Genomic DNA, 21,753 nt, shown 5'->3' with positions numbered 1-21,753 from the left:
TGGCCGATATGAAGAATATGAAAAACAAAACAACAAAAAATAACATGATCAACTACGGAATCGTTATTGTACTCTTTGTGATCGTACAGGCGCTTTCCTCAACTGGAAATCTTTCCAGACTTCTTATGGGACTTCTTGTTCCGCTTTGTGTTTATACCATCGCGTCAGTTTCTCTGAACCTGGTAGTTGGTTTTTCCGGCGAGCTGAGTCTCGGACATGCGGGCTTTATGTGTGTGGGAGCTTTTTCCAGTGCTCTGTTTTCTCAGGTGGCTGCAGACTCCATTCCGCAGGTTCCGCGCTTTATCCTTGCGATCCTTGTAGGTGCGGCAGTTGCAGCACTGTTCGGTGTGATCATCGGTATCCCGGTACTTCGTCTCCGTGGTGACTACCTGGCTATCGTTACCCTGGCTTTTGGTGAGATCATCAAGAACCTGATCAACGTACTTTACATCGGTGTGGATGACAAAGGTCTTCACGTTGCAACCAGTGCGGCAGGTCTTCATCTGGAAGCCGGCGGAAAGCAGATCTTAAAAGGCGCCCTTGGTATTTCAGGAACAGCAACTCTTTATAAAGATATCAAGAATTACTTTTTCCTGATCGGTGTGATTCTGCTTCTTCTGACTCTGTTTATTGTGCAGAACCTGGTAAATTCCAGAAGTGGACGTGCAATTATGTCGACCAGAGATAACCGTATTGCAGCAGAGTCCGTGGGAATCAACATCACCAAATACAAACTGCTTGCATTTACCATTTCCGCAGCGCTGGCAGGAGTTGCCGGTGTGCTGTATGCACATAACCTTTCTCTTCTGAAGGTTTCGGTATTTGATTACAACATGTCCATTCTGGTACTGGTATACGTAGTACTTGGTGGAATCGGAAATATCAGAGGATCCATCATTGCGACAATTATCCTCTATGCACTGCCTGAGCTTCTCCGTGGATTTGCAAACTACCGTATGCTGATCTACGCAATCGTACTGATCATCATGATGCTCTTTAACTGGGCACCTGCAGCAAGAGACTGGAGAGCACGTATGGTAGAAAAATTCAAAGGCAAAAAAGCGAAAAAGGAGGTGGCCTGATCATGGCAATGCTGGAAGTAAATAATCTGTCTATCCAGTTCGGCGGTCTTCGCGCTGTTGACGGCTTTAACATGACCATTGAAAAAGGACAGCTCTATGGACTGATCGGACCGAACGGTGCCGGTAAGACAACGGTATTTAACCTTCTCACAGGTGTATACAAACCGACAGAGGGAATCATCAGACTGGACGGCCAGGATATCACCGGAAAAAGCACCATCGAGATCAACAAGGCCGGAATTGCGAGAACCTTCCAGAATATCCGCCTTTTCAAGGATATGCCGGTTCTTGACAATGTAAAAGTAGGACTTCACAATCACCATCCATACTCCACGCTGACCGGAATCTTAAGACTGCCGAAGTATTACAAGGTAGAAAAAGAGATGAACGAACGTGCCATGGAGATCCTGAAGGTGTTTGACCTGGATAAAGAAGCTGACACACTGGCAGGTAACCTGCCTTATGGTAAACAGCGTAAGCTGGAGATCGCCAGAGCTCTTGCCACAGAGCCGAAACTTCTTCTTCTGGATGAGCCGGCAGCTGGTATGAACCCCAATGAGACACAGGAGCTGATGGATACTATCCGTTTCGTGCGGGAACATTTTGATATGACAGTTCTTCTGATCGAGCACGACATGAAACTGGTCGGCGGTATCTGTGAGGAACTGACAGTTCTGAACTTCGGTCAGGTGCTGATCCAGGGTGAGACATCCGCAGTGCTGAAAGACCCGACAGTTATCACTGCATATCTGGGAGAATAAGGAGGAACGAGATAATGGCAATGTTGGAAGTAAAGGACCTCCAGGTCTACTATGGTGTGATCCAGGCCCTGAAGGGAATTTCTTTTCATGTAAATCAGGGAGAGGTTATTGCGCTGATCGGTGCCAACGGTGCCGGAAAGACAACCACACTTCAGACACTTACCGGAATTCTTTCTCCGAAGTCCGGAAGCATTGTGTTTGAGGGAAAAGACCTCACAAGAACACCGGCCCATAAGATCGTAGAGATGGGTATGGCACACGTTCCGGAAGGAAGACGAGTATTTGCGGATATGTCTGTTTATGAGAATCTTCTTCTTGGAGCTTATACAAGAAAGGACAAGGCAGAGATCGCAGAGAGCCTTGCCGGTGTATACAAGAGATTCCCGCGTCTGGAAGAACGTAAAGGACAGCGTGCAGGAACACTTTCCGGTGGTGAGCAGCAGATGCTGGCCATGGGCCGTGCACTGATGAGCAAACCGAGGATCATCCTGATGGATGAGCCGTCCATGGGTCTGTCACCGATCTTTGTAAACGAGATCTTTGACATCATCCGTGAGGTAAGCGAGAGCGGCACAACCGTACTTCTTGTTGAGCAGAACGCAAAGAAAGCACTTTCCATTGCGGATCGTGCATACGTTCTTGAGACAGGAAGCATTACCATGGATGGAAAGGCTGAGGATCTTCTGAACGATGAGGCTGTTCAGAAGGCATATCTTGGAGAGTAGGAGGAAAGACATGGATAATTTCGTAATTACCATTGCAAGACAGTATGGAAGCGGCGGACGTACCATCGGAGAGGAGCTTGCAAAGAAATTAGGGATTTCTTACTATGACAAGGATATCATCCGCATGGCATCTGAGGAGAGCGGCATTCATGAGCAGCTTTTTGGAAGGGCAGATGAAAATGTCAGCACAAAGCAGAGATTTTTTGCAAAGTCCGGAATCTACAAGGGTGAGCTGATCCCGCCTCAGAGCAAGGATTTCACATCCGATGAGAACCTGTTCAATTATCAGGCAAAAATCATCCGCCAGCTGGCAGAGACAGAGTCCTGTGTGATCATCGGACGTTGTGCAAACATGATCCTGAAAGACTATTCCAATGTTCTCCGTGTGTTTGTTTACGGAGACTGGGATTTCCGTATCCGCGAGGCAAGCAAGAAGCTCAGCGGAACCACAAAGGACATTGAGAAATTCATGCATAAAGATGACAAGCGCAAGGAAGATTTCTGCAAACGTTTCATGGGAGTTGACTGGGCAGATATGACGAAATACAATCTGTGCCTGGATAACGGTACCCTTGGCTATAAAAAATGCGTGGAAGAGATCGAGAGTGCACTTGAGATCCTGAAGAAATAAAAAGAAATTGCAGAGAATATTCCCCGGGGAAAGAACGATAAGAAGTCTTTTCCCGGGGATTTTTTCATATATTGTGGAAAAGTATGTTTGATCCGGCGGGAGATATGGATAAGCGAAAAAAATATTTCCGGGCAGTGACAGTGGCAGTACTGCTGGTCGTACTCAGTGGATATGGGAAAATTTCAGACCGTACGTTTCGGATGCAGGTGGCCAGGGTGATCGCCGGTGAGGGGATGCTCCGGCTGGTGGAAGCACAGTACGGACAAAAAGAGGCAGAACCCGTGGCCGAGATGGTATCTGACAGGAGTGAAACGGAGGACCGTCCTAGGGCAGCGCTCACCTTCGATGACGGGCCTCACGCAACCTATACCCCCATGCTTCTGGACGGTCTTCGGCAGAGAGGAATCCATGTTACATTTTTTCTTATGGGAAAAAATATCGAGGGAAAAGAAGATATTGTAAAACAGATGCAGAAAGACGGCCATCTCATCGGCAATCACACCTACGATCATGTACAGCTGGATAAGCTGCCTGGTGACCAGGCCTGCCAGCAGATTTTAAAGACCAATAATGAGATCTATGAGATCACAGGAGAGTATCCCCTGTATCTTCGCCCGCCCTATGGTGCCTGGCCCAAAAATCTGGAATTCTGTGTGACCATGCTGCCAGTATTCTGGGATGTGGACACCCTGGACTGGAAATCAAAAAATGTCCAGTCTGTGGAAAATATCGTAAAAAGAGAAGTGAAGGATGGCTCCATTATTCTGATGCATGACAGTTTTCCCACTTCTGTGGAAGCTGCCCTGGAGATTGTGGATATGCTGACGGAGGAGGGGTATGACCTGGTGACTGCGGATGAACTGCTGGTGACGTGAATGGCTGCTTGGGCAGAAACAATTGCTTTTTTTTGTGCAAACAGGTAAAATTATAAAAATAAGAATCGATCAGCTGCCAAGACAGAACCGGTGGCAGTTTTTGACAGAAATTACAGGAGTGAAAACCATGGATTTATTTGAATACGCAAAATCAAAAACGCTGGACCAGGAGTCTCCCCTGGCATCCAGACTGCGTCCCCGGACACTGGATGAGGTGGTGGGGCAGCAGCATATCGTTGGAAAAGACAAATTGCTGTATCGTGCCATTAAGGCAGATAAGCTGACATCTGTTATCTTTTACGGCCCTCCGGGAACCGGAAAGACTACCCTTGCAAAAGTCATTGCCAATACTACAAGCGCCAGTTTTACCCAGATCAATGCAACTGTAGCGGGCAAGAAAGATATGGAAGCAGTTGTAAAACAGGCTCAGGATGATCTTGGCATGTATGGGAAAAAGACCATTCTGTTCATTGATGAGATCCATCGTTTCAACAAGGGACAGCAGGATTATCTTCTTCCCTTTGTGGAGGACGGAACCATCATCCTGATCGGAGCCACAACGGAGAATCCATATTTTGAGGTAAACGGAGCGCTTCTTTCCAGATCTATCATCTTTGAGCTGAAAGCTCTGGAGATCCCGGAGATAAAAGAACTGATCCTGCGTGCAGTTAATGATCCGGAACGTGGAATGGGAAGCTACGGCGCGGTGATCGAGGAGGATGCTCTGGAATTTCTGGCAGATATGGCAGGAGGAGACGCCAGAAGCGCCTTAAACGCCATAGAACTGGGAATCCTCACCACACCCCGTGATACAGACGGTAAGATCCATCTGACCCTTGAGGTGGCTTCTGAGTGTATCCAGAAGCGGGTGGTGCGCTACGATAAGAACGGGGACAATCATTATGATATCATTTCTGCCTTTATCAAGAGCATGCGAGGCTCCGACCCGGATGCGGCAGTCTATTATCTGGCAAAAATGCTCTATGCAGGAGAAGATGTGAAATTTATCGCAAGAAGGATCATGATCCTTGCTTCCGAAGATATCGGAAACGCAGATCCCCAGGCCCTCTGCGTGGCAACGGCAGCAGCACAGGCAGTGGAACGTGTGGGAATGCCGGAGTCCCAGATCATTCTTTCCCAGGCAGTTACATACATGGCCTGTGCACCCAAGAGCAATTCTGCAGTAAATGCCATACAGGAAGCCATGCGCTGCGTGAAGGCGAAGAAGACAACTGTTCCGGTGCATCTGCAGGATGCCCATTATGGTGGCCACGAAAGCCTTGGACATGGCATTGGATATAAATATGCCCATGATTATCCGAATCACTATGTAAAACAGCAGTATCTGCCATCAGAAATCGAAGGAGAACATTTTTACGAGCTCAGTGATATGGGATATGAAAAGAAACTGAAAGAGCATATGAAGAAGATCCACGAAGAAGCGGAATAAGAGAATCTATGTGAGAATGAAAATGGAGGAGCTTTTCAGAGAAGCTCCTCCATTATTTTGTCGTAGACGTTCTGATATTTATAAGGCCAGCTTTCGCATACGGACTGGGCCGCAGCAAGATTGGGAACTTTGATGCTGAGATCAACAATACTGACACCGCCCTCGATGATCCGCAGGCGGACGGAGTAACTGCCCTCCCTGGTGGGATAATAATCCGCAGGAGTGAGAAGATGTTCCTCAATTTTGCAGTGGAGAGAATTGAGATATTCCTCCACTTCTTTCTTAATGTCAGAAGAAAGTTCTTTGGAAAAATATTTGAGTGTATTTTTTCCTTCTTCAGTCAGCCGGTAATAGGTGCGGTTGGACTGGGAAGACATTTCCACAAGATCTGCCTCTACCAGTTCGGAAACAGCCTGCTGGAGCTGAAAATAATTGGTATATTTCCGGTCCAGGATAAAATCTGTGATCTGTGAGTTAGTGAGATCCCCTTCGGAATTCTGAAGCATGTATAAAATGATAAGTTTGTAGGTTGTAAAAGGTGATGCCATAAGAATCCTCCTTTTTACTGGCTTTTTGAAAGAACCTCAAGGGCTTTTCCCTGAAAACTTTCTTTTTCTTTCATCCGGTGATGAAGAAGATTTAAAACTTCACGTTTGCGGCTGGCCCATAAAGGTGCGATCAGCAGATCTTTCGGGCCGTCGCCGGTGACCCGGTGGATCACGATATCCGGTCTGAGATGTTCCAGACAGTCAATGACAAGGTTCAGATACTCGTCCCGTTCATAAGTGCGGAAAAGACCGGCTTCATGATCAGCGGCAAGATCTGTACCACGCAGTACATGAAGAAGCTGCAGCTTGATCCCCTGGATATCCATGGCGTTCAGATAAGCCATTGTTTCCAGGATATCCTTCCGGCTTTCGCCGGGAAGCCCCAGGATGGTGTGGACGATCACTTCGATGCCGCCTGCGCGGAGATTTTTTACTGCGGTATCAAAACAGGACAGTGGATAGCCGCGCCGTATATATCTGGCGGTATCTTCATGGATAGTCTGGAGTCCCAGTTCCACCCACACCGGTTTGATCTGGTTCAGGGAATCAAGAAGCTCCAGTACATCATCTCCCAGACAGTCCGGTCTGGTACCAATGGACAGTGCCACGATATCCGGATGGGAGATGGCTTCTGTGAAGATCTTACGCAGGTGTTCCACAGGAGCATATGTGTTTGTATATGCCTGAAAATAGGCGATATATTTATGGATCGGGCGTTTGGAAGAGAGACTTTTGATCTGTGTGTTGATCTGCTCTGTAATGGAAAGAGCGGCGTTTGCTGCAAAATCTCCGCTTCCGCCCTGGCTGCAGAAGATGCAGCCTTTTTTGCCCAGGGTGCCGTCACGGTTGGGACAGGACATGCCGCCGTTTAATGCAACCCGGTAGACCTTTTCGCCGTACCGTTCCCGGAGCATATAGTCCAGAGAGTGATAAGGCTTGTCGTTCCAGCGCTTCATTATGCCTCTTTCGGTTCGTTTTTCTCTTCGCCGTTTTCTTCGTTTTCATCTTTCGGTATATAGTTATCGAAGATCTTTACAAAGATCTTTGATTTCCAGTAGGCCAGCGTGGAAAATCCCATCAGAATAAAAAGCATGATCAGGATGGATGTAAACTGTGCGTAGCTCACATAAGCAAAAAGCCATATCAGTAGGAGTGGAGACGCAGAGATCACAAGCATCAAAAGTGTCAGCGGAAGATGGCGGACGGACATCAGGAATGCATTTACAAAGGTATTCTTGACGGAATTAAAAAATTTGGAAAGGATCGGATAAATGTACAGAAGGATCATCGCATAGATCAGTGCAAATGCAATGAACAGACTGAAAAGTCCTTTGTACATAGCTCCGCTTCCGGCTCTGGCGATCCGAAGATCGATAAACAGAACAGCAGCGGTGAGGAGCATGATGATATTGATGATGGTCGCCTGTTTGAAGTTCTGTTTGAATGAGCGGAAAAAGCTGCGGGCAATATAAGATTCTTCGTCTCTTGCCATCTTCAGTGTGACATAGTAGAGAGCTGTTATGGAGGCGCCTGCGGTGACAACCGGAATACAGCAGAGGATGCACAGAAAATTCAGAAGAAGCAGGTCTGCTACGCGTCCCATGAACACGAAGAATTTGTTGTCCATGTTGAAAAAACGATTCATTTGATAAGTCTCCTTTTCTTTTGGATATTATTTTAAGTATACCCAATCACAGCAGAAAAAGCAAATCCCAAATGTTTTCCGGGACAGTGGAAATGGGAAAATCATGTGTCCGCCATAGAAAGACAAAATAGCGAAATAGTTTATTAAATTTCCCTAAAATGCTTGCTTATCACGATTTAGAGTGTTAAAATATCAGTATTGTATCAAACGAAAATTATGTATTTTAAAGGAGCGTAACAATGAGCAAAAAAATCAGGACGGAGGCTGTGGATCATCTGTTTGAAGCGATCCTGTGCCTGAAGGACAAGGAAGAGTGTTATACATTTTTCGAGGATGTGTGCACCATCAATGAGCTGCTTTCTTTATCTCAGCGCTTCGAGGTAGCCAAGATGCTTACCGATAAGCGTACATACCTTGATATTTCCGAGAAGACAGGAGCTTCCACAGCTACGATCAGCCGTGTAAACCGTTCCCTGAACTATGGAAATGATGGTTATGAGATGGTATTTGCACGTATGAAGAAGAATAACGGAGAGCAGGATGGTGAAGCTGAATAAAGCTTACGTCCGTACCGTAGATGATAACGGATAATGCTGTAACGTAAAAAGAGACAGGCGGTTGCGCGTCTGTCTCTTTTCTTCTGTCCGGCTGAAGAAACCGGAGTCAGTTTTTTCTTTCTTTTTTGGAGGATTCCTCATTTTTTGAGGAATTCATGTGGTCGATCATGTTTTCGATGATCATCTTTTTCATGTATACATCAAAGCTCAGAAGACAGATAAAGGAAAACTGGTGAAGGAATTCCTTATCCTCCGGATCTGCGTCCTCGAAGATTTCCCCGGCGCTTTTGAAACGGCGCATGAGATCTTTTTCCAGGTAACGGATCTGTGTCTGTTCCATACTGAAAACTTCCTGATAAATATAAGTCATATCTTTCTCAGTCAGGGACTTGAAATATTTATCCGTAATCGGTCCGAGAAGAGTCTGGATGTCACTGATGGAGAGAATATTCTTAAAATAGTAGATAAAAATCAACATCAGCAGATGTTCCCGGGAATAGCGTTTCTTCTCCGGCGGTGGAAGAAGCTTGTTCTTGGCGTAGTTGTTGATCATGGTCTTGGTCAGGATCTTGTCATCCTCGTGACGCTTGGTGGATGCAAGATTTTCTTCCATAAAAGTAGTGACCTGATCCATGTAAAGATCAATGTTCGGGATTTCATCGGGTTTTATATAATCAAGCTCGGCAATTTTCGCAAAAATGCTGCTCATCATCTCTTTTTCGTTTCTTGTCATCGCATTATCACCTCTGCTCCCTATTATATAGTTTTAAATACTACTTGTAAAGAAACTTTTTTCGGGAAAATGAGAAAGTAAGGTTGTGGCTTTACCGGAAAGAAAAGACATGGTAGTATATAAAGATACTGTTGATATGGAAAAAGAAATGGAGATCAAAATGAGTATACAGGATGCTTTGGACACATTGAATCCCATGCAGCGGGAAGCTGCTGTACATACAGAAGGACCGCTTCTGATTCTTGCGGGAGCCGGTTCCGGAAAAACAAGAGTGCTGACCCACAGGATAGCCTATTTAATGGAAGAAAAGGGTGTCAATCCCTGGAATATCCTGGCGATCACCTTTACCAACAAGGCTGCCAGTGAGATGCGGGAACGTGTAAATAAAATTGCGGGAATGGGTGCGGAGAGCGTATGGGTTTCCACCTTTCATTCCGCATGTGTGAGGATTTTACGCAGACATATTGAGGTGCTGGGATTTGGCAGTAATTTTACCATCTATGATACCGACGACCAGAAGACAGTCATGAAGGAAATCTTCCGGAAATTCAGTATCAATACAAAAATTTATAAAGAACGTGCTGTTCTTGCGGAGATTTCCCATGCCAAGGATGAACTGATCACGCCGGAAGAGATGGAGCTGAATGCGGGAAGTGATCCGGATGCGCGGAAGATTGCAGGCATGTATAAGGAATATCAGTCCATTCTCCGGGGAAACAACGCCCTGGATTTTGATGACCTGATCGTGAAAACTGTGGAGCTTTTCCAGCACAATCCGGATATCCTGGATTATTATCAGGAACGTTTCCGGTATATTATGGTGGATGAGTATCAGGATACTAACACCGCACAGTTTAAATTCGTAAGTCTTCTTGCGGAAAAATACAAGAATCTTTGCGTAGTTGGCGATGATGACCAGTCTATTTACCGCTTCCGTGGAGCAAATATCGGGAACATTCTGGGCTTTGAGAAGGTTTTCCCTGAGGCGAAGGTGGTACGGCTGGAGCAGAATTACCGTTCCACACAGAATATCCTGAACGCAGCCAACGAGGTAATTGCCAACAATACGGAGCGTAAGGAAAAACGCCTCTGGACAGAGAACGAAGAGGGCGATAAAGTCCATTTCCGTCAGTTTAACAACGGATTTGAGGAAGCGGAATATGTTGCGGGTGAGATCATCCAGGGACGGCGTAACGGGAAATTTCAGTATAAGGACTGCGCGGTACTTTACCGGACCAATGCCCAGTCCCGCCTCTTCGAGGAAAAATTCCTCCTGGCAAATGTTCCTTATAAGATTGTCGGCGGGGTGAACTTCTATGCCCGTAAGGAGATCAAGGACCTGTTAAGTTATCTGAAGACCATTGACAATGCAAGTGACGATCTGGCTGTGCGAAGGATCTTAAATGTGCCGAAAAGAGGAATCGGCGCTACCAGCATCGGCCGTGTCCAGGATTATGCGGATATGATGAACCTGAGCTTTTATGATGCCCTCCGTGTGGTGGAGGAAGTGCCATCCATTGGCCGGGCAGCAGGAAAGATCAATGATTTTGTATCCTTTATCCAGGGACTTAAGAGTAAAGCAGAGGCATACACAGTCCGTGAAACCCTGGAAGAAGTCATCGAACTGACCGGTTATGTGAAAGAGCTGGAAGCAGAAAAAACGGAGGAATCCCAGGCGAGGATCGAGAATATCGATGAGCTGATCTCCAAGACAGAATCGTTCCAGGAAGCCATGGAAGAGGCAGGACAGCCGGCAACACTTTCTGCATTTCTGGAAGAGATCGCACTGGTGGCAGATATTGATTCTGTTGATCCGGATCAGGATTATGTACTTCTGATGACTCTTCACAGTGCCAAGGGCCTGGAGTTTCCAAATGTATTTATGGCAGGAATGGAAGACGGAGTATTTCCGGGGTATGCTTCTATCTGGTCCGGAGATCCGTCGGATATTGAAGAAGAGAGAAGACTCTGTTATGTGGGAATCACACGTGCCATGAAAGAACTGACATTAACCTGTGCAAAACAGCGTATGATCCGTGGAGAGACCCAGTACAATCGTGTATCCCGCTTTGTAAGAGAAGTTCCAAGGGAACTGGTGGATCTTGGACATACCATTCAGGAGAAAAAGCCCAAGGTGGATAACATCGTATCTCCGAAGAGCGCTTATGCACAGATGAAGATGAATTTCCAGGCAAAGACTAGCCTTCAGAAAAAAGATTTTACAGTCAGCAAGGCGGCAAGTCTGGATTACGGTGTCGGTGATACGGTACGCCATGTGAAATTCGGTGTCGGTATCGTAAAAAATATCGTAGAAGGCGGTCGGGATTACGAGGTAACGGTAGATTTTGACAAAGTCGGAGTGAAAAAAATGTTCGCAGGTTTTGCCAAGCTGAAAAAGATCTGATTGCGGCAGTATGAGGCGAGAATGTTCCTGTGAAAATTTGCGTAAGTTATGGTAAAACCAGACATATGGTGGTATAATAAGAACACTTAAGAGATATTAGTACAGTGAAACCACTGTGCTACGGGTTTACTGTCAGACAGTACAGCCGAATAGAAAGAAAGGATGGTGCAGTGTTATGAATTTAAATACAACAAAGCTTGAAGAACTGCTTGCGACACTGAAGAAAAAAGAAGAAGAGAAAGACAAAAACACAGTCCTTTGGGTACTGGCGATCATTGGTGCGGTTGCAGCTGTTGCAGGAATCGCATTTGCAGTATACCGTTTCTTCGCTCCGGATTATCTGGAAGACTTTGAAGAAGATTTTGATGATGATTTCGATGATTATTTCGAGGATGAGGAAGAGTAAGATTTTCCTGTTATGCAGATGATTGGAGCCCCGGCGCGATACCGGGGCTTGATTTTTGAACACAGATTGTGAAGTGATTACAGAAAGAGGATCTATGAAAAAAGGTGAAATTTACGAAGGTGTTATAGAGAAAGTGGAATTCCCAAACAAAGGTTTTGTGTGGGTGGATGACCAGAAAGTCATTGTGAAAAACGGAATCCCGGGACAGAAGGTCCGTTTCATGATCAATAAGAAGCGTTCCGGGCGGGCAGAGGGACGTCTCTTAGAAGTTCTGGAGAAATCTCCCCTTGAGACAAGAGAACCGGCCTGTCAGGAATTCCCGGCCTGTGGCGGCTGCATGTATCAGACCATGAGCTATGAGGCGCAGAAAGAGATGAAAGAGCGTCAGGTCAGAGAGCTTTTGGACGGAGCAGTAAAAGAAAGCCTGGCTAAGATCGGAAAGAACAGTGATGAGACAGAAGAAGCCGAGGACGCAGATCAGTTATATCACTGGGATGGAATTTTCGGCAGCCCTATTGAGTTCGGATACCGCAATAAGATGGAGTTTTCTTTTGGGGATGAGTATAAGGATGGTCCGCTGTCTCTTGGACTTCACAAGAAGGGCAGTACTTACGATATCCTGAACACGGATGACTGTAAGCTGGTGCATCCGGATATGACGAAAATCCTTGTCTGTGTGCGGGAGTTTTTCCTGGAGCGCAATGCCAGTTTTTATAAGAAGCTTCAGCATGTGGGATATCTCCGCCATCTGCTTCTTCGAAGAGGCGTCACAAGCGGCGAAATTCTGGTTCATGTGGTAACTACCACCCAGGAAGAGTATGATCTGGAACCACTGAAAGAACAGCTTCTTGCACTTCCACTGGAAGGGAAGATCGTGGGGATCATGCACATTTTAAATGATTCTCTGTCCGATGTGGTACAGAGCGATGAGACGAAGATTCTTTATGGAAAGGATTATTTCTATGAAGAACTTCTTGGGCTGAAATTTAAGATCAGCACGTTTTCCTTCTTCCAGCCAAACTCTCTGGCTGCGGAGATCCTGTATTCCAAGGTGCGTGAATACGTAGGAGATACCAGAGATAAGGTGGTATTTGACCTTTACAGCGGAACCGGTACCATTGCCCAGCTTGCGGCATCTGTTGCCAGTGAGGTGATCGGTGTGGAGATTGTGGAAGATGCGGTAAAAGCTGCCAGAGAAAACGCAGCACGAAATGGCATCAGCAACTGCCGCTTTATAGCCGGAGATGTGCTGAAAGTGCTGGATGAAGTGCCTGAGAAACCGGACATGATCATTCTGGATCCGCCAAGAGACGGCGTTCACCCGAAAGCCCTTCCGAAGATTCTGGCTTATGGGGTGGACCAGATCGTATACATTTCCTGCAAGGTTACAAGCCTTGTAAGAGACCTTCCGGCATTTTATGAAGCAGGGTATCAGATGACCAACGCCTGTGCAGTGGATCAGTTCTGTCAGGGGGTTCATGTGGAGACGGTTGTTCTTTTGTCCCAACATCGAGACAAGAGTACTTGTCTCGATGAACGCGGCAGTCGGCAAATCGAGATGCAAGCATCTCGGCTTGCCTCGTTGCTCGCGCAAAAACCAGATGACACGATAGAGAGCGACTTAGACTTAGATGAGCTGGATACAACCAGAGCTGAGTTGAAAGCTCGTGATTAGAGGGAATGTGTCAGATTGGTAAATGGTATTCGTAATATGGCAGAAGAGATTATGTTAAAAGAATTGGTTTATATCTAAAGCGTGGAAAGCTCCTTCGGGAGCTTTTTGCTGTTTATAAGATAAATTCTGTCGGAGATTTATTATAAAACATTGCTTTACAAGAAGAATAAAAAAGCATATAATTCTTTTATAATATATTTAATAAAAGAGGATAAGAAAACGGAAAATAAAGATAAAAAAAATATAACAAGAAAAAGAATAATTAACTATGTGCTGAACAATCATGTTACATCCAAGGCGGGAATCGCAAAAGAATTAAACTTGAGTATGCCGACTGTGTTAGCAAATGTGAATGACTTGTTAGAAAAAATGGTGTTGGAAGAAACTGGGGAATATGCTTCGACCGGTGGAAGAAAGGCAAAAAGTATAGGGATTAATAAGTCATACTGTCATGCAATGGGAATTTTGATTACAGCGAATCATATAGAAATGGTATTAGTAAATCTTGGAGATGAGATTATAAAAAAAGATCGCATCCGTTTAAAATTTACGGCAGAATTATCCTATTGTACAGAAGTGGCACAAAAGGTCAAAACTTTTCTTGAAGGCGAATTAGCGAAGGATACGCTACTTGGGATTGGAGTGGCGATTCCGGGAATTATTGATCAGAAAGAACGGATCGTTTTAAAATCCCATGCTTTAGGTATAGAGAATTATAGTCTGCGCTTTTTAGAGCAGGCTTTGGAAATTCCAGTATATTTTGAAAACGATGCTAATGCTGCAATGCTTGCAGAAAAAAAGCAAAAGTATCCAAATGCGATATATCTGTCTTTGAATCACACCTTAGGAGGCGCATTCTGCATAGATGGAAAGCTGTTTCGAGGGCAGAACCAGAAAGCAGGTGAGTTTGGTCACATGATACTCGTTCCCGGTGGAAGAAAGTGTTATTGTGGTAAAGCAGGATGTGCAGATGCATATTGTGCTGCAAGTGTACTGACACAAGATAACAGGCAGTCACTGGATGCATTTATGGAAAAAATTGAAAGTGGTGATGAAAAAATTTTGCAGACATGGAATGCGTATCTGGATCATCTTGCTGTTTTGATATCAAATCTGCGGATGGCATATGATATGGATATCATACTCGGAGGTGATGTGGGAGGTGTATTGTCAGATTATATGATACCACTGGGAGAAAAAGTGATGGCATATAATGGCTTTGAGCATGATGTTTCATACTTAAAAAATTGTTCGTATAAGAAAGAAGCGTCGGCTGTTGGAGCTGCGAAATACTTTTTTACAAAACATATGGCAGAATTGTAAATTTTTTGAACGCAGATAAGCAGTACACCGCATCTGGTGCGCAGGGCATTAAGTGTAGGGGAAGGGGATGTTCACTCTGTTGGAGTTAAAAGCTCCCACTGACAGGTTGCAAAGCGAATGAGGATGTCCGCTTTATATGTGTGAAAAACAAGAAGTTGTGTAAAATTAGAAAAAGATATTATAGTAAAAAACGGAAAGAAAACAGTAACTACGGTTTCCTTTCCGTTTTTTTCGTGTTGATTGTGAAAAATACACAAAAAATGTATTTTAAAATTATGAAATATATAAAATTATGAAAAACATATTGACAAATCGTGTTTACAGGATAATAATGTAATTACTTTAATAAAACAATTTATAAAAGATCAAATAAAACAATATAAATAAGGAGGAAACAATTATGATAAAAAAGGAGAAAACAATTATGTTACAGCAGGTAATGACAAATCCAGGAGAAATTATTTTCAGAGAGGTTCCGGTTCCGGAGGTAAAGGAAAATCAGGTGTTGGTAAAGATTATGAATATTGGTGTTTGTGGATCAGATATTCATGTTTATCATGGAAAACATCCGTTTACAAAATATCCGGTAACACAGGGACATGAGGTTTCTGGTGAGATTACAGAACTTGGAAAAAATGTCACAGAGTTTCATGTGGGACAGAAGGTGACGATAGAGCCTCAGGTATATTGTGGACATTGCTATCCATGTCGTCATGGAAAGTATAATCTCTGTGAGGAATTAAAAGTAATGGGATTTCAGACGACAGGAACAGCATCTGAGTATTTTGCAGTGGATGCATCTAAAGTAACACCTATTCCAGAAGATATGTCCTATGAAGAAGGAGCTATGATCGAACCTCTTGCTGTGGCAGTTCATGGTGTAAAACAGATGGGCGATGTGGCTGGCATGAATATTGTAGTCCTTGGCGCAGGACCGATCGGAAATCTCGTGGCACAGGCAGCAAAAGGAATGGGGGCAGCGAAAGTGATGATCACAGATATCAGTGATCTTAGACTGGCAAAGGCAAAAGAATGTGGAATTGATGTGTGTGTGAATACCAAAAATAAAGACTTCGGTGAGGCAATGATCGAAGCATTTGGACCGGATAAGGCGGATGTGATCTACGACTGTGCCGGAAACAATATTACAATGGGACAGGCAATTAAATATGCAAGAAAAGGAAGCACGATCGTACTGGTGGCTGTTTTTGCAGGAATGGCAGAAGTAGATCTTGCAGTGGCAAATGACCACGAACTTGACATTAAGAGCACGATGATGTACCGCCATGATGATTACATAGATGGAATCAGACTGGTAAATGAGGGCAAAGTTCATTTGAAACCGCTCATCTCAAAGACATTTGCTTTTAAAGATTATCTGAAGGCGTACCAGTATATTGATGATAACCGCGAGACAACGATGAAAGTAATTATCAACGTCAGTGAAAAGTAAGGAGTTCGTATGGAAAATAAATATGGAATTGTCGGAGTTGCTCATATCGGGCTTCCGACAAACGATTTGCAGAAAACAGTTGAGTTTTATAAGAGTCTTGGATTTGAAGTAATTATGCAGTCTTATAATGAAAAAGCAGGGGAAAAAGTGGCATTTTTACAGATAAAAAATTACTGTATAGAGACTTTTGAAAATGGGCAGGCGGCAATGTCAGACGGTGCATACCAACATGTTGCACTTGATGTGGAAGACATTGAAAGTATGTATCAGAAAATCTGCAATGAAAAATACACAATTATTACAGACGGAATCGAAGAACTGCCATTTTGGGAAAATGGTGTGAAGTTTTTTATGATCAAGGGCCCAAATGAGGAAAGAATAGAGTTCTGTCAGAAACTCTGATAAAAATAGGAGGGACATATGGGAAGCGAAAACAAAAATGGAAAAGTACCGCTGATCAGTAAGATTGCATATGGTTTTGGTGATGTCGGATGTAATTTCAGCTGGATGTTCGTCAGTAATTTTCTGATGATATTTTATACAGACGTGTTCGGAATCAGTATGGCGGCTGTGTCAGCACTTATGCTTTTTTCAAGATTCTGGGATGCGATCAATGATCCAATCGTCGGGGGACTTACGGATAAAACAAAATCGAGATGGGGACGGTACCGTCCATGGCTGTTAGTAGCGGCACCAATTACAGCGATTCTTCTTGTTATGACATTCTGGGCAAGACCTGACTGGCCGCAGAATGGAAAGATCATTTATATGGTAATTACATATTGTCTGCTGGTTTTGGGGTATACCTGTGTGAATATTCCATATGGAACCTTGTGTGGTGCTATGACACAGGATATTGATGAACGTGCAAAAATAAATACATCCCGTTCGGTTGCAGCGATGATTGCAATTGGTGTGTTAAATATTATCACAGTTCCGCTGCTCAGCAAATTCGGCAGTCACAGTGCAAAGACAGGATATCTGACGGTGGCGGTCATATATGGATGTATTTTTACAGCCTGTCATTTCTTCTGCTTTGCGAAGACGAAAGAGGCAGTGATTACTCCGGAAAAAGAAAAAATTTCTGTAAAGATACAGTTGAAAGCAGTCATGCAGAACAGACCATATCTTCTTGCATTGGCAGGGCAGATATTATTTGGATTTACATTATATGGTAGAAACGCAGATATTCTGTATTATTTTACATATGTGGAAGGGAATGCCTCCTACTACACAACTTATTCGATGTGCATTATTATTCCTTCTATCATCGGGGCAGCCTGTTTTCAACCATTATTCCGCAAGTTGAATAACAAAGGAAGAACAGCATCTCTCTTTGCTTTATTTACAGGAATTTCCATGTTGTCTATGTTTTTCTTCAATGCCAAAGAATCACCAGCTATTTTTTATGCATTATCTGGTCTCACACAGTTTTTCTTCTCTGGATTTAATACCGCAATCTATGCAATTATTCCAGACTGTGTGGAATATGGGGAGTGGAAAACCGGACTTAGAAATGACGGTTTTCAGTATGCATTTATTTCACTTGGAAATAAAATCGGAATGGCAGTTGGAACAGCACTTTTAGCAGGATTACTTGGAAAATATGGTTATATTGCAAATCAGACACAAAATGCAATTGTACTTTCAATTATGAAGCATGCATTTACGACGATTCCGGGTGTACTGTGGATTGTGACTGCGGTTGTATTATTTTTCTACCGGTTAAATAAAAAACGTTATAACGAGATTGTAGAGGAACTAAAAAATGGAAGAAAAAGTTGATATCGTGGCATTGGGAGAATTGCTGATTGATTTTACGGAAGCAGGACATAGTCAGGATGGGAGGAAATTGTTCGAACAGAATCCCGGCGGTGCTCCGGCAAATCTTCTAACCGTTGCAAGCCACTTTGGGTATCGCACATCTTTTATTGGAAAAGTTGGAAACGATATGCATGGTAAATTTTTAAAGAAGACACTGCAAAAGGAAGGAATCAATACAGATGCTATTGTTGAAGATCCGGGTTATTTTACAACGTTGGCATTTGTGGAAATTGGTGAAAATGGAGAACGGAATTTTTCTTTTGCAAGAAAACCGGGTGCAGATACACAGTTAAAAAAAGAAGAACTGGATCAGACATTAATTTCAGGTTGTAGAGTTTTTCATTTTGGATCATTATCGTTGACAGATGAACCGGCAGAAAGTACAACGATCGAAGCGGTAAAAATGGCAAAAGCAGCGGGTGTACTTATTTCCTATGATCCAAATTACCGTCCGTCTCTTTGGAAGAGCAAAGAGTATGCAGTGAAAAAAATGAGATCTGTCATAGAATTGGTAGATGTCATGAAGGTATCGGATGAAGAGAGTATTCTGTTGACAGAGGCGAAAAGTTATGAGCAGGCTGCAGATCAACTCCTTGCCATGGGACCAAAGCTGGTTGCCATTACATTGGGAGAACAGGGCGTTCTTATGGCAACAAAAAGCAGAAAAGAAATCATCAAAGCATTTCAGACACATGCGGTCGACACGACTGGGGCAGGTGATTCATTCTGGGGAGGCGTATTATGCAGTATCCTTTCTATGAATAAGAATGTTGAAAAAATGGAATGGGAAGAAATCAAAAAGTGTGCTGTTTTGGGAAATGCAGTTGCTGGATTGTGTGTGCAAAAGAGAGGCGGAATCCCTGCGATTCCGACGAAAGAGGCAGTGCTTGAATTTATGCAGAAATAATGAATGTATATGAACAAACTCGGGGCTGTAAAAATCACGATTTATTAATCGTTAAAGCATCAGCCCCGTGTTTTTCTGTCGGAGTATTATTCCGCTTTTATCTTTCCATCATACTGATGGACTCAATTCCGACACTTCCGCCGCGGACAACTTCGATATGCTTGAACTCTTCTTTGATAAGCTTGATGACCGCGTCATTTTTGGTTGCGGTCTGGACGAATTCCAGAAGGAGGCTGTCTTTTCCATAGTCGATGACACGTGCCTTGAAAGTCTCAGCAATCTGGAAAAGTTCTACTTTATCTTCCGGGGAGCAGCCCTTTACCTTGATGTAAAGGATCTCCTTCATTCGAACAAATACATCTGTAAAATCAATGACCTTGATAACTTCGATCATACGGTTCAGCTGTTTTTTGATCTGCTCAAAAGTCTCATCATCGCTGACTGTGGCGATGGTCATTCTGGAAACTGTGGGGTCCTCGGTGGTTCCAACAGTAAGACTGTCCAGGTTATAGGACTTTCCGGAGAAAAGACCGGAAATCTTGGAAAGAACACCGACCTGGTTTTCAACGTAGAGAGAGATCCATCTTTTTTTCATTCCTTTATCCATCATTCATTCCTCCTAACAATCCATGATCAGATCAGCCAGAGTACCGCCCGGCTTAACCATCGGGTAAACCATTTCCTCCGGATCAATGATAAATTCGATGATCGTAGGAGTTTTTGTATTCTTCTTAGCCTCTTCGAAAGCAGCCGCGATCTGATCCTTTTCAGTTACGCGGATACCTTTTGCCCCATAGCTCTCTGCGAGACGGATGAAATCCGGTGTGTATTCCGGATATTCCTGTCCGTCTGTACGGCGGGAGAGTGCACCGGCTTTTAAGTTTGTCATGGCGTAGCGTTTTCCGTAGAAAAGCTTCTGCCACTGGCGGACCATTCCAAGATATTCATTATTAAAGATACAGCAGATGATCGGAAGTTCCTCCAGAACTGCGGTAGCCAGCTCCTGAATGTTCATCTGCATGCCGCCGTCACCGGAAACGGAGATGACCGGTGTGTCCGGATTGCCGATCTTGGCACCGATGGCACCCGGAAGGCCGTAACCCATGGTTCCAAGTCCACCGGACATGATCAGCTGACGGTTCTCAGTGATGTCTGCATACTGGCTTACCAGCATCTGATGCTGTCCTACATCGGTAACAAGAATGGCTTTGTCAAACTGGCGGTTGATCTCACCGATGATATCCAGAGGTCCCATCATACCACGGTCTTTCATGGTAAGAGGATGATCTTCTTTCCATTCCTGGATCTGTTTCAGCCATTTTTCAGTGTTGCACTCCTGTACATATTCATCCATTTTTGTGATGGCCTCTTTTGCATCGGCAACGATGGGGATATCTACATGAATATTTCTGGAAATGGAAGCAGTATCAATATCAATGTGGACAATCTGTGCGTGCGGGGCAAACTCGTGAAGTTTACCTGTGATACGGTCGTTGAAACGGGTTCCGATGGAGAACAGAAGGTCACATTCGTTTACTGCCATATTTGCGGCATAAGCACCATGCATACCAAGATTTCCGATAAACAGAGGGTTCTTTGTGGAGATGGCACCACGTCCCATAACGGTTGTGACAACCGGAACCTGAGTCTTCTCAACAACCTGGGTAAAAATCTCCTGGGCGCGGGAAATAATCACACCGCCGCCGGCAAGAAACAGAGGTTTTTTTGCCTTCTGAAGCATTTTGAGAGCTCGTTTCAGCTGTCCGATGTGAACGCTAGTATTCGGTTTGTAACCACGGATATTGACACTCTTCGGATATTCGGCACTTCCAAGCTCGGCCATTACGTCCTTTGGAAGGTCGATCAGAACAGGACCCGGGCGTCCGGTACGTGCAATATAGAAAGCTTCTTTAATAATACGGCCAAGATCCTCACGGTTGCGGACAGTTACGCCATATTTTGTGATGCTTCTGGTGATTCCTACAATATCAACTTCCTGGAATGCATCGTTTCCGATGAGGTGACGGGCAACCTGTCCGGTAAAGCATACAAGCGGAACACTGTCATAGTTGGCAGTTGCAAGACCTGTTACAAGGTTGGTGGCGCCAGGGCCGCTGGTAACGAGACATACGCCAACCTTTCCGGTAGTTCTGGCATAGGCATCTGCCTCGTGTACAAGGGCCTGCTCATGACGTGGCAGGATGATGTCAATGCCGCTCTGTTTATATAATTCGTCGCTGATATCGATGGTGCAGGCACCAGGATAACCGAACAGAACATCAACGCCTTCTTCTTTTAAGGCTTTTACAAACAATTTGTTTCCGGAAATCTGTTTCATGAATTTGTTCCCTCCTTTGGTGATGTGAATAGTTAAGCAGATAAGGGCTGCCGCAGGATATTTTTTCCAATAAAAAAGTCCCGGCATATCGGATAAAATATGCTCAGGACGGATGATTCCGCGGTACCACCTGTTTTCAGAGGTAAAACTCTGCTCTCTGCCAGTACAAAATTATACTGCTTCCCTGTAACGTGGGAATGACGTTGAAGCCTACTGCATGAAAATTCATGGTTCAGTCCACTGCTCGAGGGCTACTTCCATAGTACTGTCACGAAGATTCTCACCGGCCATCTTCTCTCTGTGCATCCGGAAACTATGTACTACTCCCTGTCATTGCATTTAGTAAATGTGAATAAAAATTTTAGATTATTATAATATAAAATATCGGAACTGTCAATCAGAAATAGACAGTTCCG

The 21,753-nt window shown here is 44.3% G+C and carries 21 protein-coding genes and 1 other annotated feature; of the genes, 15 read left to right on the top strand and 6 right to left on the bottom strand.

Going from position 1 to position 21,753, the window contains the following annotated elements; translation table 11 throughout:
- Positions 1-8: 8 nt before the first annotated feature.
- The 6 genes from GPK88_RS03925 (at position 9) to GPK88_RS03900 (ending at position 5,524) form a co-directional block, all read left to right on the top strand.
- Positions 9-1,082, top strand: a complete 1,074-nt coding sequence (locus tag GPK88_RS03925; RefSeq protein WP_215707544.1) for a branched-chain amino acid ABC transporter permease — start codon at positions 9-11, stop codon at positions 1,080-1,082.
- 2 nt (positions 1,083-1,084) lie between these two features.
- The gene (locus tag GPK88_RS03920) at positions 1,085-1,843 is read left to right on the top strand and encodes an ABC transporter ATP-binding protein (RefSeq protein WP_148448550.1); all 759 of its coding nucleotides are present in this window, start codon (positions 1,085-1,087) and stop codon (positions 1,841-1,843) included.
- A 14-nt stretch (positions 1,844-1,857) separates the two neighbouring features.
- Positions 1,858-2,568, top strand: coding sequence for an ABC transporter ATP-binding protein (locus GPK88_RS03915; RefSeq protein ID WP_148448552.1), 711 nt, complete (start codon positions 1,858-1,860; stop codon positions 2,566-2,568).
- Positions 2,569-2,578: 10 nt separating this feature from the next.
- Positions 2,579-3,199, top strand: coding sequence for a cytidylate kinase-like family protein (locus tag GPK88_RS03910; RefSeq protein ID WP_015526085.1), 621 nt, complete (start codon positions 2,579-2,581; stop codon positions 3,197-3,199).
- 104 nt (positions 3,200-3,303) lie between these two features.
- A complete protein-coding gene (locus tag GPK88_RS03905; protein WP_252197673.1) occupies positions 3,304-4,074 on the top strand; it encodes a polysaccharide deacetylase family protein in 771 nt (256 codons plus the stop codon).
- A gap of 127 nt (positions 4,075-4,201) precedes the next feature.
- Positions 4,202-5,524 carry a replication-associated recombination protein A gene (locus tag GPK88_RS03900; RefSeq protein WP_215707543.1) on the top strand — a complete coding sequence of 441 codons (1,323 nt, stop codon included), beginning with the start codon at positions 4,202-4,204 and terminating at the stop codon, positions 5,522-5,524.
- A gap of 35 nt (positions 5,525-5,559) precedes the next feature.
- Here GPK88_RS03900 and GPK88_RS03895 read toward each other — a convergent pair whose 3' ends face one another.
- Genes GPK88_RS03895 through GPK88_RS03885 form a run of 3 tightly spaced genes read right to left on the bottom strand, consistent with a single transcriptional unit; the run spans position 5,560 to position 7,717 of the window.
- Positions 5,560-6,072, bottom strand: coding sequence for a DUF4364 family protein (locus tag GPK88_RS03895; RefSeq protein WP_195567455.1), 513 nt, complete (start codon positions 6,070-6,072; stop codon positions 5,560-5,562).
- 14 nt (positions 6,073-6,086) lie between these two features.
- Positions 6,087-7,028, bottom strand: coding sequence for a tRNA modification radical SAM protein MnmL/YtqA (mnmL, locus tag GPK88_RS03890; RefSeq protein ID WP_118070629.1), 942 nt, complete (start codon positions 7,026-7,028; stop codon positions 6,087-6,089).
- Entirely contained in the window at positions 7,028-7,717 is a 690-nt protein-coding gene (locus tag GPK88_RS03885; protein ID WP_173771803.1) for a YesL family protein, read from the bottom strand. Before GPK88_RS03885 ends, mnmL begins: the two co-directional genes overlap by 1 nt.
- 239 nt (positions 7,718-7,956) lie before the next feature.
- On the opposite strand from GPK88_RS03885, the gene GPK88_RS03880 reads away from it, so the two are divergent.
- Positions 7,957-8,274, top strand: coding sequence for a YerC/YecD family TrpR-related protein (locus tag GPK88_RS03880; RefSeq protein WP_148448559.1), 318 nt, complete (start codon positions 7,957-7,959; stop codon positions 8,272-8,274).
- Positions 8,275-8,380: 106 nt separating this feature from the next.
- On the opposite strand, the gene GPK88_RS03875 is transcribed toward GPK88_RS03880, so the two are convergent.
- Positions 8,381-9,007 carry a DUF1836 domain-containing protein gene (locus GPK88_RS03875; RefSeq protein WP_195567452.1) on the bottom strand — a complete coding sequence of 209 codons (627 nt, stop codon included), beginning with the start codon at positions 9,005-9,007 and terminating at the stop codon, positions 8,381-8,383.
- Between the two features lie 160 nt (positions 9,008-9,167).
- Between GPK88_RS03875 and pcrA the strand changes: the two genes are divergently transcribed.
- The 8 genes from pcrA (at position 9,168) to GPK88_RS03835 (ending at position 18,999) form a co-directional block, all read left to right on the top strand.
- Positions 9,168-11,411 (top strand): DNA helicase PcrA, encoded by a 2,244-nt coding sequence (gene pcrA, locus GPK88_RS03870; RefSeq protein WP_215707549.1) that lies wholly within the window; start codon positions 9,168-9,170, stop codon positions 11,409-11,411.
- 175 nt (positions 11,412-11,586) lie between these two features.
- Complete coding sequence (locus GPK88_RS03865; RefSeq protein WP_015526073.1) at positions 11,587-11,817, top strand: hypothetical protein; 231 nt, start codon at positions 11,587-11,589, stop codon at positions 11,815-11,817.
- Between the two features lie 94 nt (positions 11,818-11,911).
- A complete protein-coding gene (gene rlmD / locus GPK88_RS03860) occupies positions 11,912-13,492 on the top strand; it encodes a 23S rRNA (uracil(1939)-C(5))-methyltransferase RlmD (protein WP_215707542.1) in 1,581 nt (526 codons plus the stop codon).
- 150 nt (positions 13,493-13,642) lie between these two features.
- Positions 13,643-14,815 (top strand): ROK family protein, encoded by a 1,173-nt coding sequence (locus GPK88_RS03855; protein ID WP_330626546.1) that lies wholly within the window; start codon positions 13,643-13,645, stop codon positions 14,813-14,815.
- A 424-nt stretch (positions 14,816-15,239) separates the two neighbouring features.
- Complete coding sequence (locus tag GPK88_RS03850) at positions 15,240-16,268, top strand: zinc-dependent alcohol dehydrogenase (protein ID WP_059086986.1); 1,029 nt, start codon at positions 15,240-15,242, stop codon at positions 16,266-16,268.
- A 9-nt stretch (positions 16,269-16,277) separates the two neighbouring features.
- Positions 16,278-16,670 carry a VOC family protein gene (locus tag GPK88_RS03845; protein WP_021652508.1) on the top strand — a complete coding sequence of 131 codons (393 nt, stop codon included), beginning with the start codon at positions 16,278-16,280 and terminating at the stop codon, positions 16,668-16,670.
- Positions 16,671-16,688: 18 nt separating this feature from the next.
- A complete protein-coding gene (locus tag GPK88_RS03840; protein ID WP_059086762.1) occupies positions 16,689-18,053 on the top strand; it encodes an MFS transporter in 1,365 nt (454 codons plus the stop codon).
- Positions 18,037-18,999, top strand: coding sequence for a carbohydrate kinase family protein (locus tag GPK88_RS03835; RefSeq protein WP_215707541.1), 963 nt, complete (start codon positions 18,037-18,039; stop codon positions 18,997-18,999). Before GPK88_RS03840 ends, GPK88_RS03835 begins: the two co-directional genes overlap by 17 nt.
- Before the next feature lie 97 nt (positions 19,000-19,096).
- Here the strand turns inward: GPK88_RS03835 and ilvN are convergent, their stop codons facing one another.
- A complete protein-coding gene (gene ilvN / locus GPK88_RS03830) occupies positions 19,097-19,606 on the bottom strand; it encodes an acetolactate synthase small subunit (protein WP_015526065.1) in 510 nt (169 codons plus the stop codon).
- Between the two features lie 12 nt (positions 19,607-19,618).
- Entirely contained in the window at positions 19,619-21,337 is a 1,719-nt protein-coding gene (gene ilvB, locus GPK88_RS03825; RefSeq protein WP_173771809.1) for a biosynthetic-type acetolactate synthase large subunit, read from the bottom strand.
- 101 nt (positions 21,338-21,438) lie between these two features.
- Positions 21,439-21,680, bottom strand: a binding site (T-box leader).
- Positions 21,681-21,753 lie beyond the last annotated feature (73 nt).

Origin of the sequence: Blautia sp. MCC269, assembly GCF_018785655.1 — a bacterium.
GTDB lineage: Bacteria > Bacillota > Clostridia > Lachnospirales > Lachnospiraceae > Blautia_A.
Note: the sequence above shows the minus strand (reverse complement) of the source record. Positions and strands in the feature narration are given on the sequence as shown.

Coding starts and splice junctions, on each gene's coding strand:
- ilvB (WP_173771809.1), bottom strand. CDS start 21,337: ATGAAACAGATTTCCGGAAACAAATTGTTTGTAAAAGCCTTAAAAGAA.
- GPK88_RS03850 (WP_059086986.1), top strand. CDS start 15,240: ATGTTACAGCAGGTAATGACAAATCCAGGAGAAATTATTTTCAGAGAG.
- GPK88_RS03925 (WP_215707544.1), top strand. CDS start 9: ATGAAGAATATGAAAAACAAAACAACAAAAAATAACATGATCAACTAC.
- GPK88_RS03845 (WP_021652508.1), top strand. CDS start 16,278: ATGGAAAATAAATATGGAATTGTCGGAGTTGCTCATATCGGGCTTCCG.
- GPK88_RS03905 (WP_252197673.1), top strand. CDS start 3,304: ATGGATAAGCGAAAAAAATATTTCCGGGCAGTGACAGTGGCAGTACTG.
- GPK88_RS03920 (WP_148448550.1), top strand. CDS start 1,085: ATGGCAATGCTGGAAGTAAATAATCTGTCTATCCAGTTCGGCGGTCTT.
- GPK88_RS03835 (WP_215707541.1), top strand. CDS start 18,037: ATGGAAGAAAAAGTTGATATCGTGGCATTGGGAGAATTGCTGATTGAT.
- GPK88_RS03875 (WP_195567452.1), bottom strand. CDS start 9,007: ATGACAAGAAACGAAAAAGAGATGATGAGCAGCATTTTTGCGAAAATT.
- ilvN (WP_015526065.1), bottom strand. CDS start 19,606: ATGGATAAAGGAATGAAAAAAAGATGGATCTCTCTCTACGTTGAAAAC.
- rlmD (WP_215707542.1), top strand. CDS start 11,912: ATGAAAAAAGGTGAAATTTACGAAGGTGTTATAGAGAAAGTGGAATTC.
- GPK88_RS03900 (WP_215707543.1), top strand. CDS start 4,202: ATGGATTTATTTGAATACGCAAAATCAAAAACGCTGGACCAGGAGTCT.
- mnmL (WP_118070629.1), bottom strand. CDS start 7,028: ATGAAGCGCTGGAACGACAAGCCTTATCACTCTCTGGACTATATGCTC.
- GPK88_RS03885 (WP_173771803.1), bottom strand. CDS start 7,717: ATGAATCGTTTTTTCAACATGGACAACAAATTCTTCGTGTTCATGGGA.
- GPK88_RS03865 (WP_015526073.1), top strand. CDS start 11,587: ATGAATTTAAATACAACAAAGCTTGAAGAACTGCTTGCGACACTGAAG.
- GPK88_RS03910 (WP_015526085.1), top strand. CDS start 2,579: ATGGATAATTTCGTAATTACCATTGCAAGACAGTATGGAAGCGGCGGA.
- GPK88_RS03880 (WP_148448559.1), top strand. CDS start 7,957: ATGAGCAAAAAAATCAGGACGGAGGCTGTGGATCATCTGTTTGAAGCG.
- pcrA (WP_215707549.1), top strand. CDS start 9,168: ATGAGTATACAGGATGCTTTGGACACATTGAATCCCATGCAGCGGGAA.
- GPK88_RS03840 (WP_059086762.1), top strand. CDS start 16,689: ATGGGAAGCGAAAACAAAAATGGAAAAGTACCGCTGATCAGTAAGATT.
- GPK88_RS03895 (WP_195567455.1), bottom strand. CDS start 6,072: ATGGCATCACCTTTTACAACCTACAAACTTATCATTTTATACATGCTT.
- GPK88_RS03915 (WP_148448552.1), top strand. CDS start 1,858: ATGGCAATGTTGGAAGTAAAGGACCTCCAGGTCTACTATGGTGTGATC.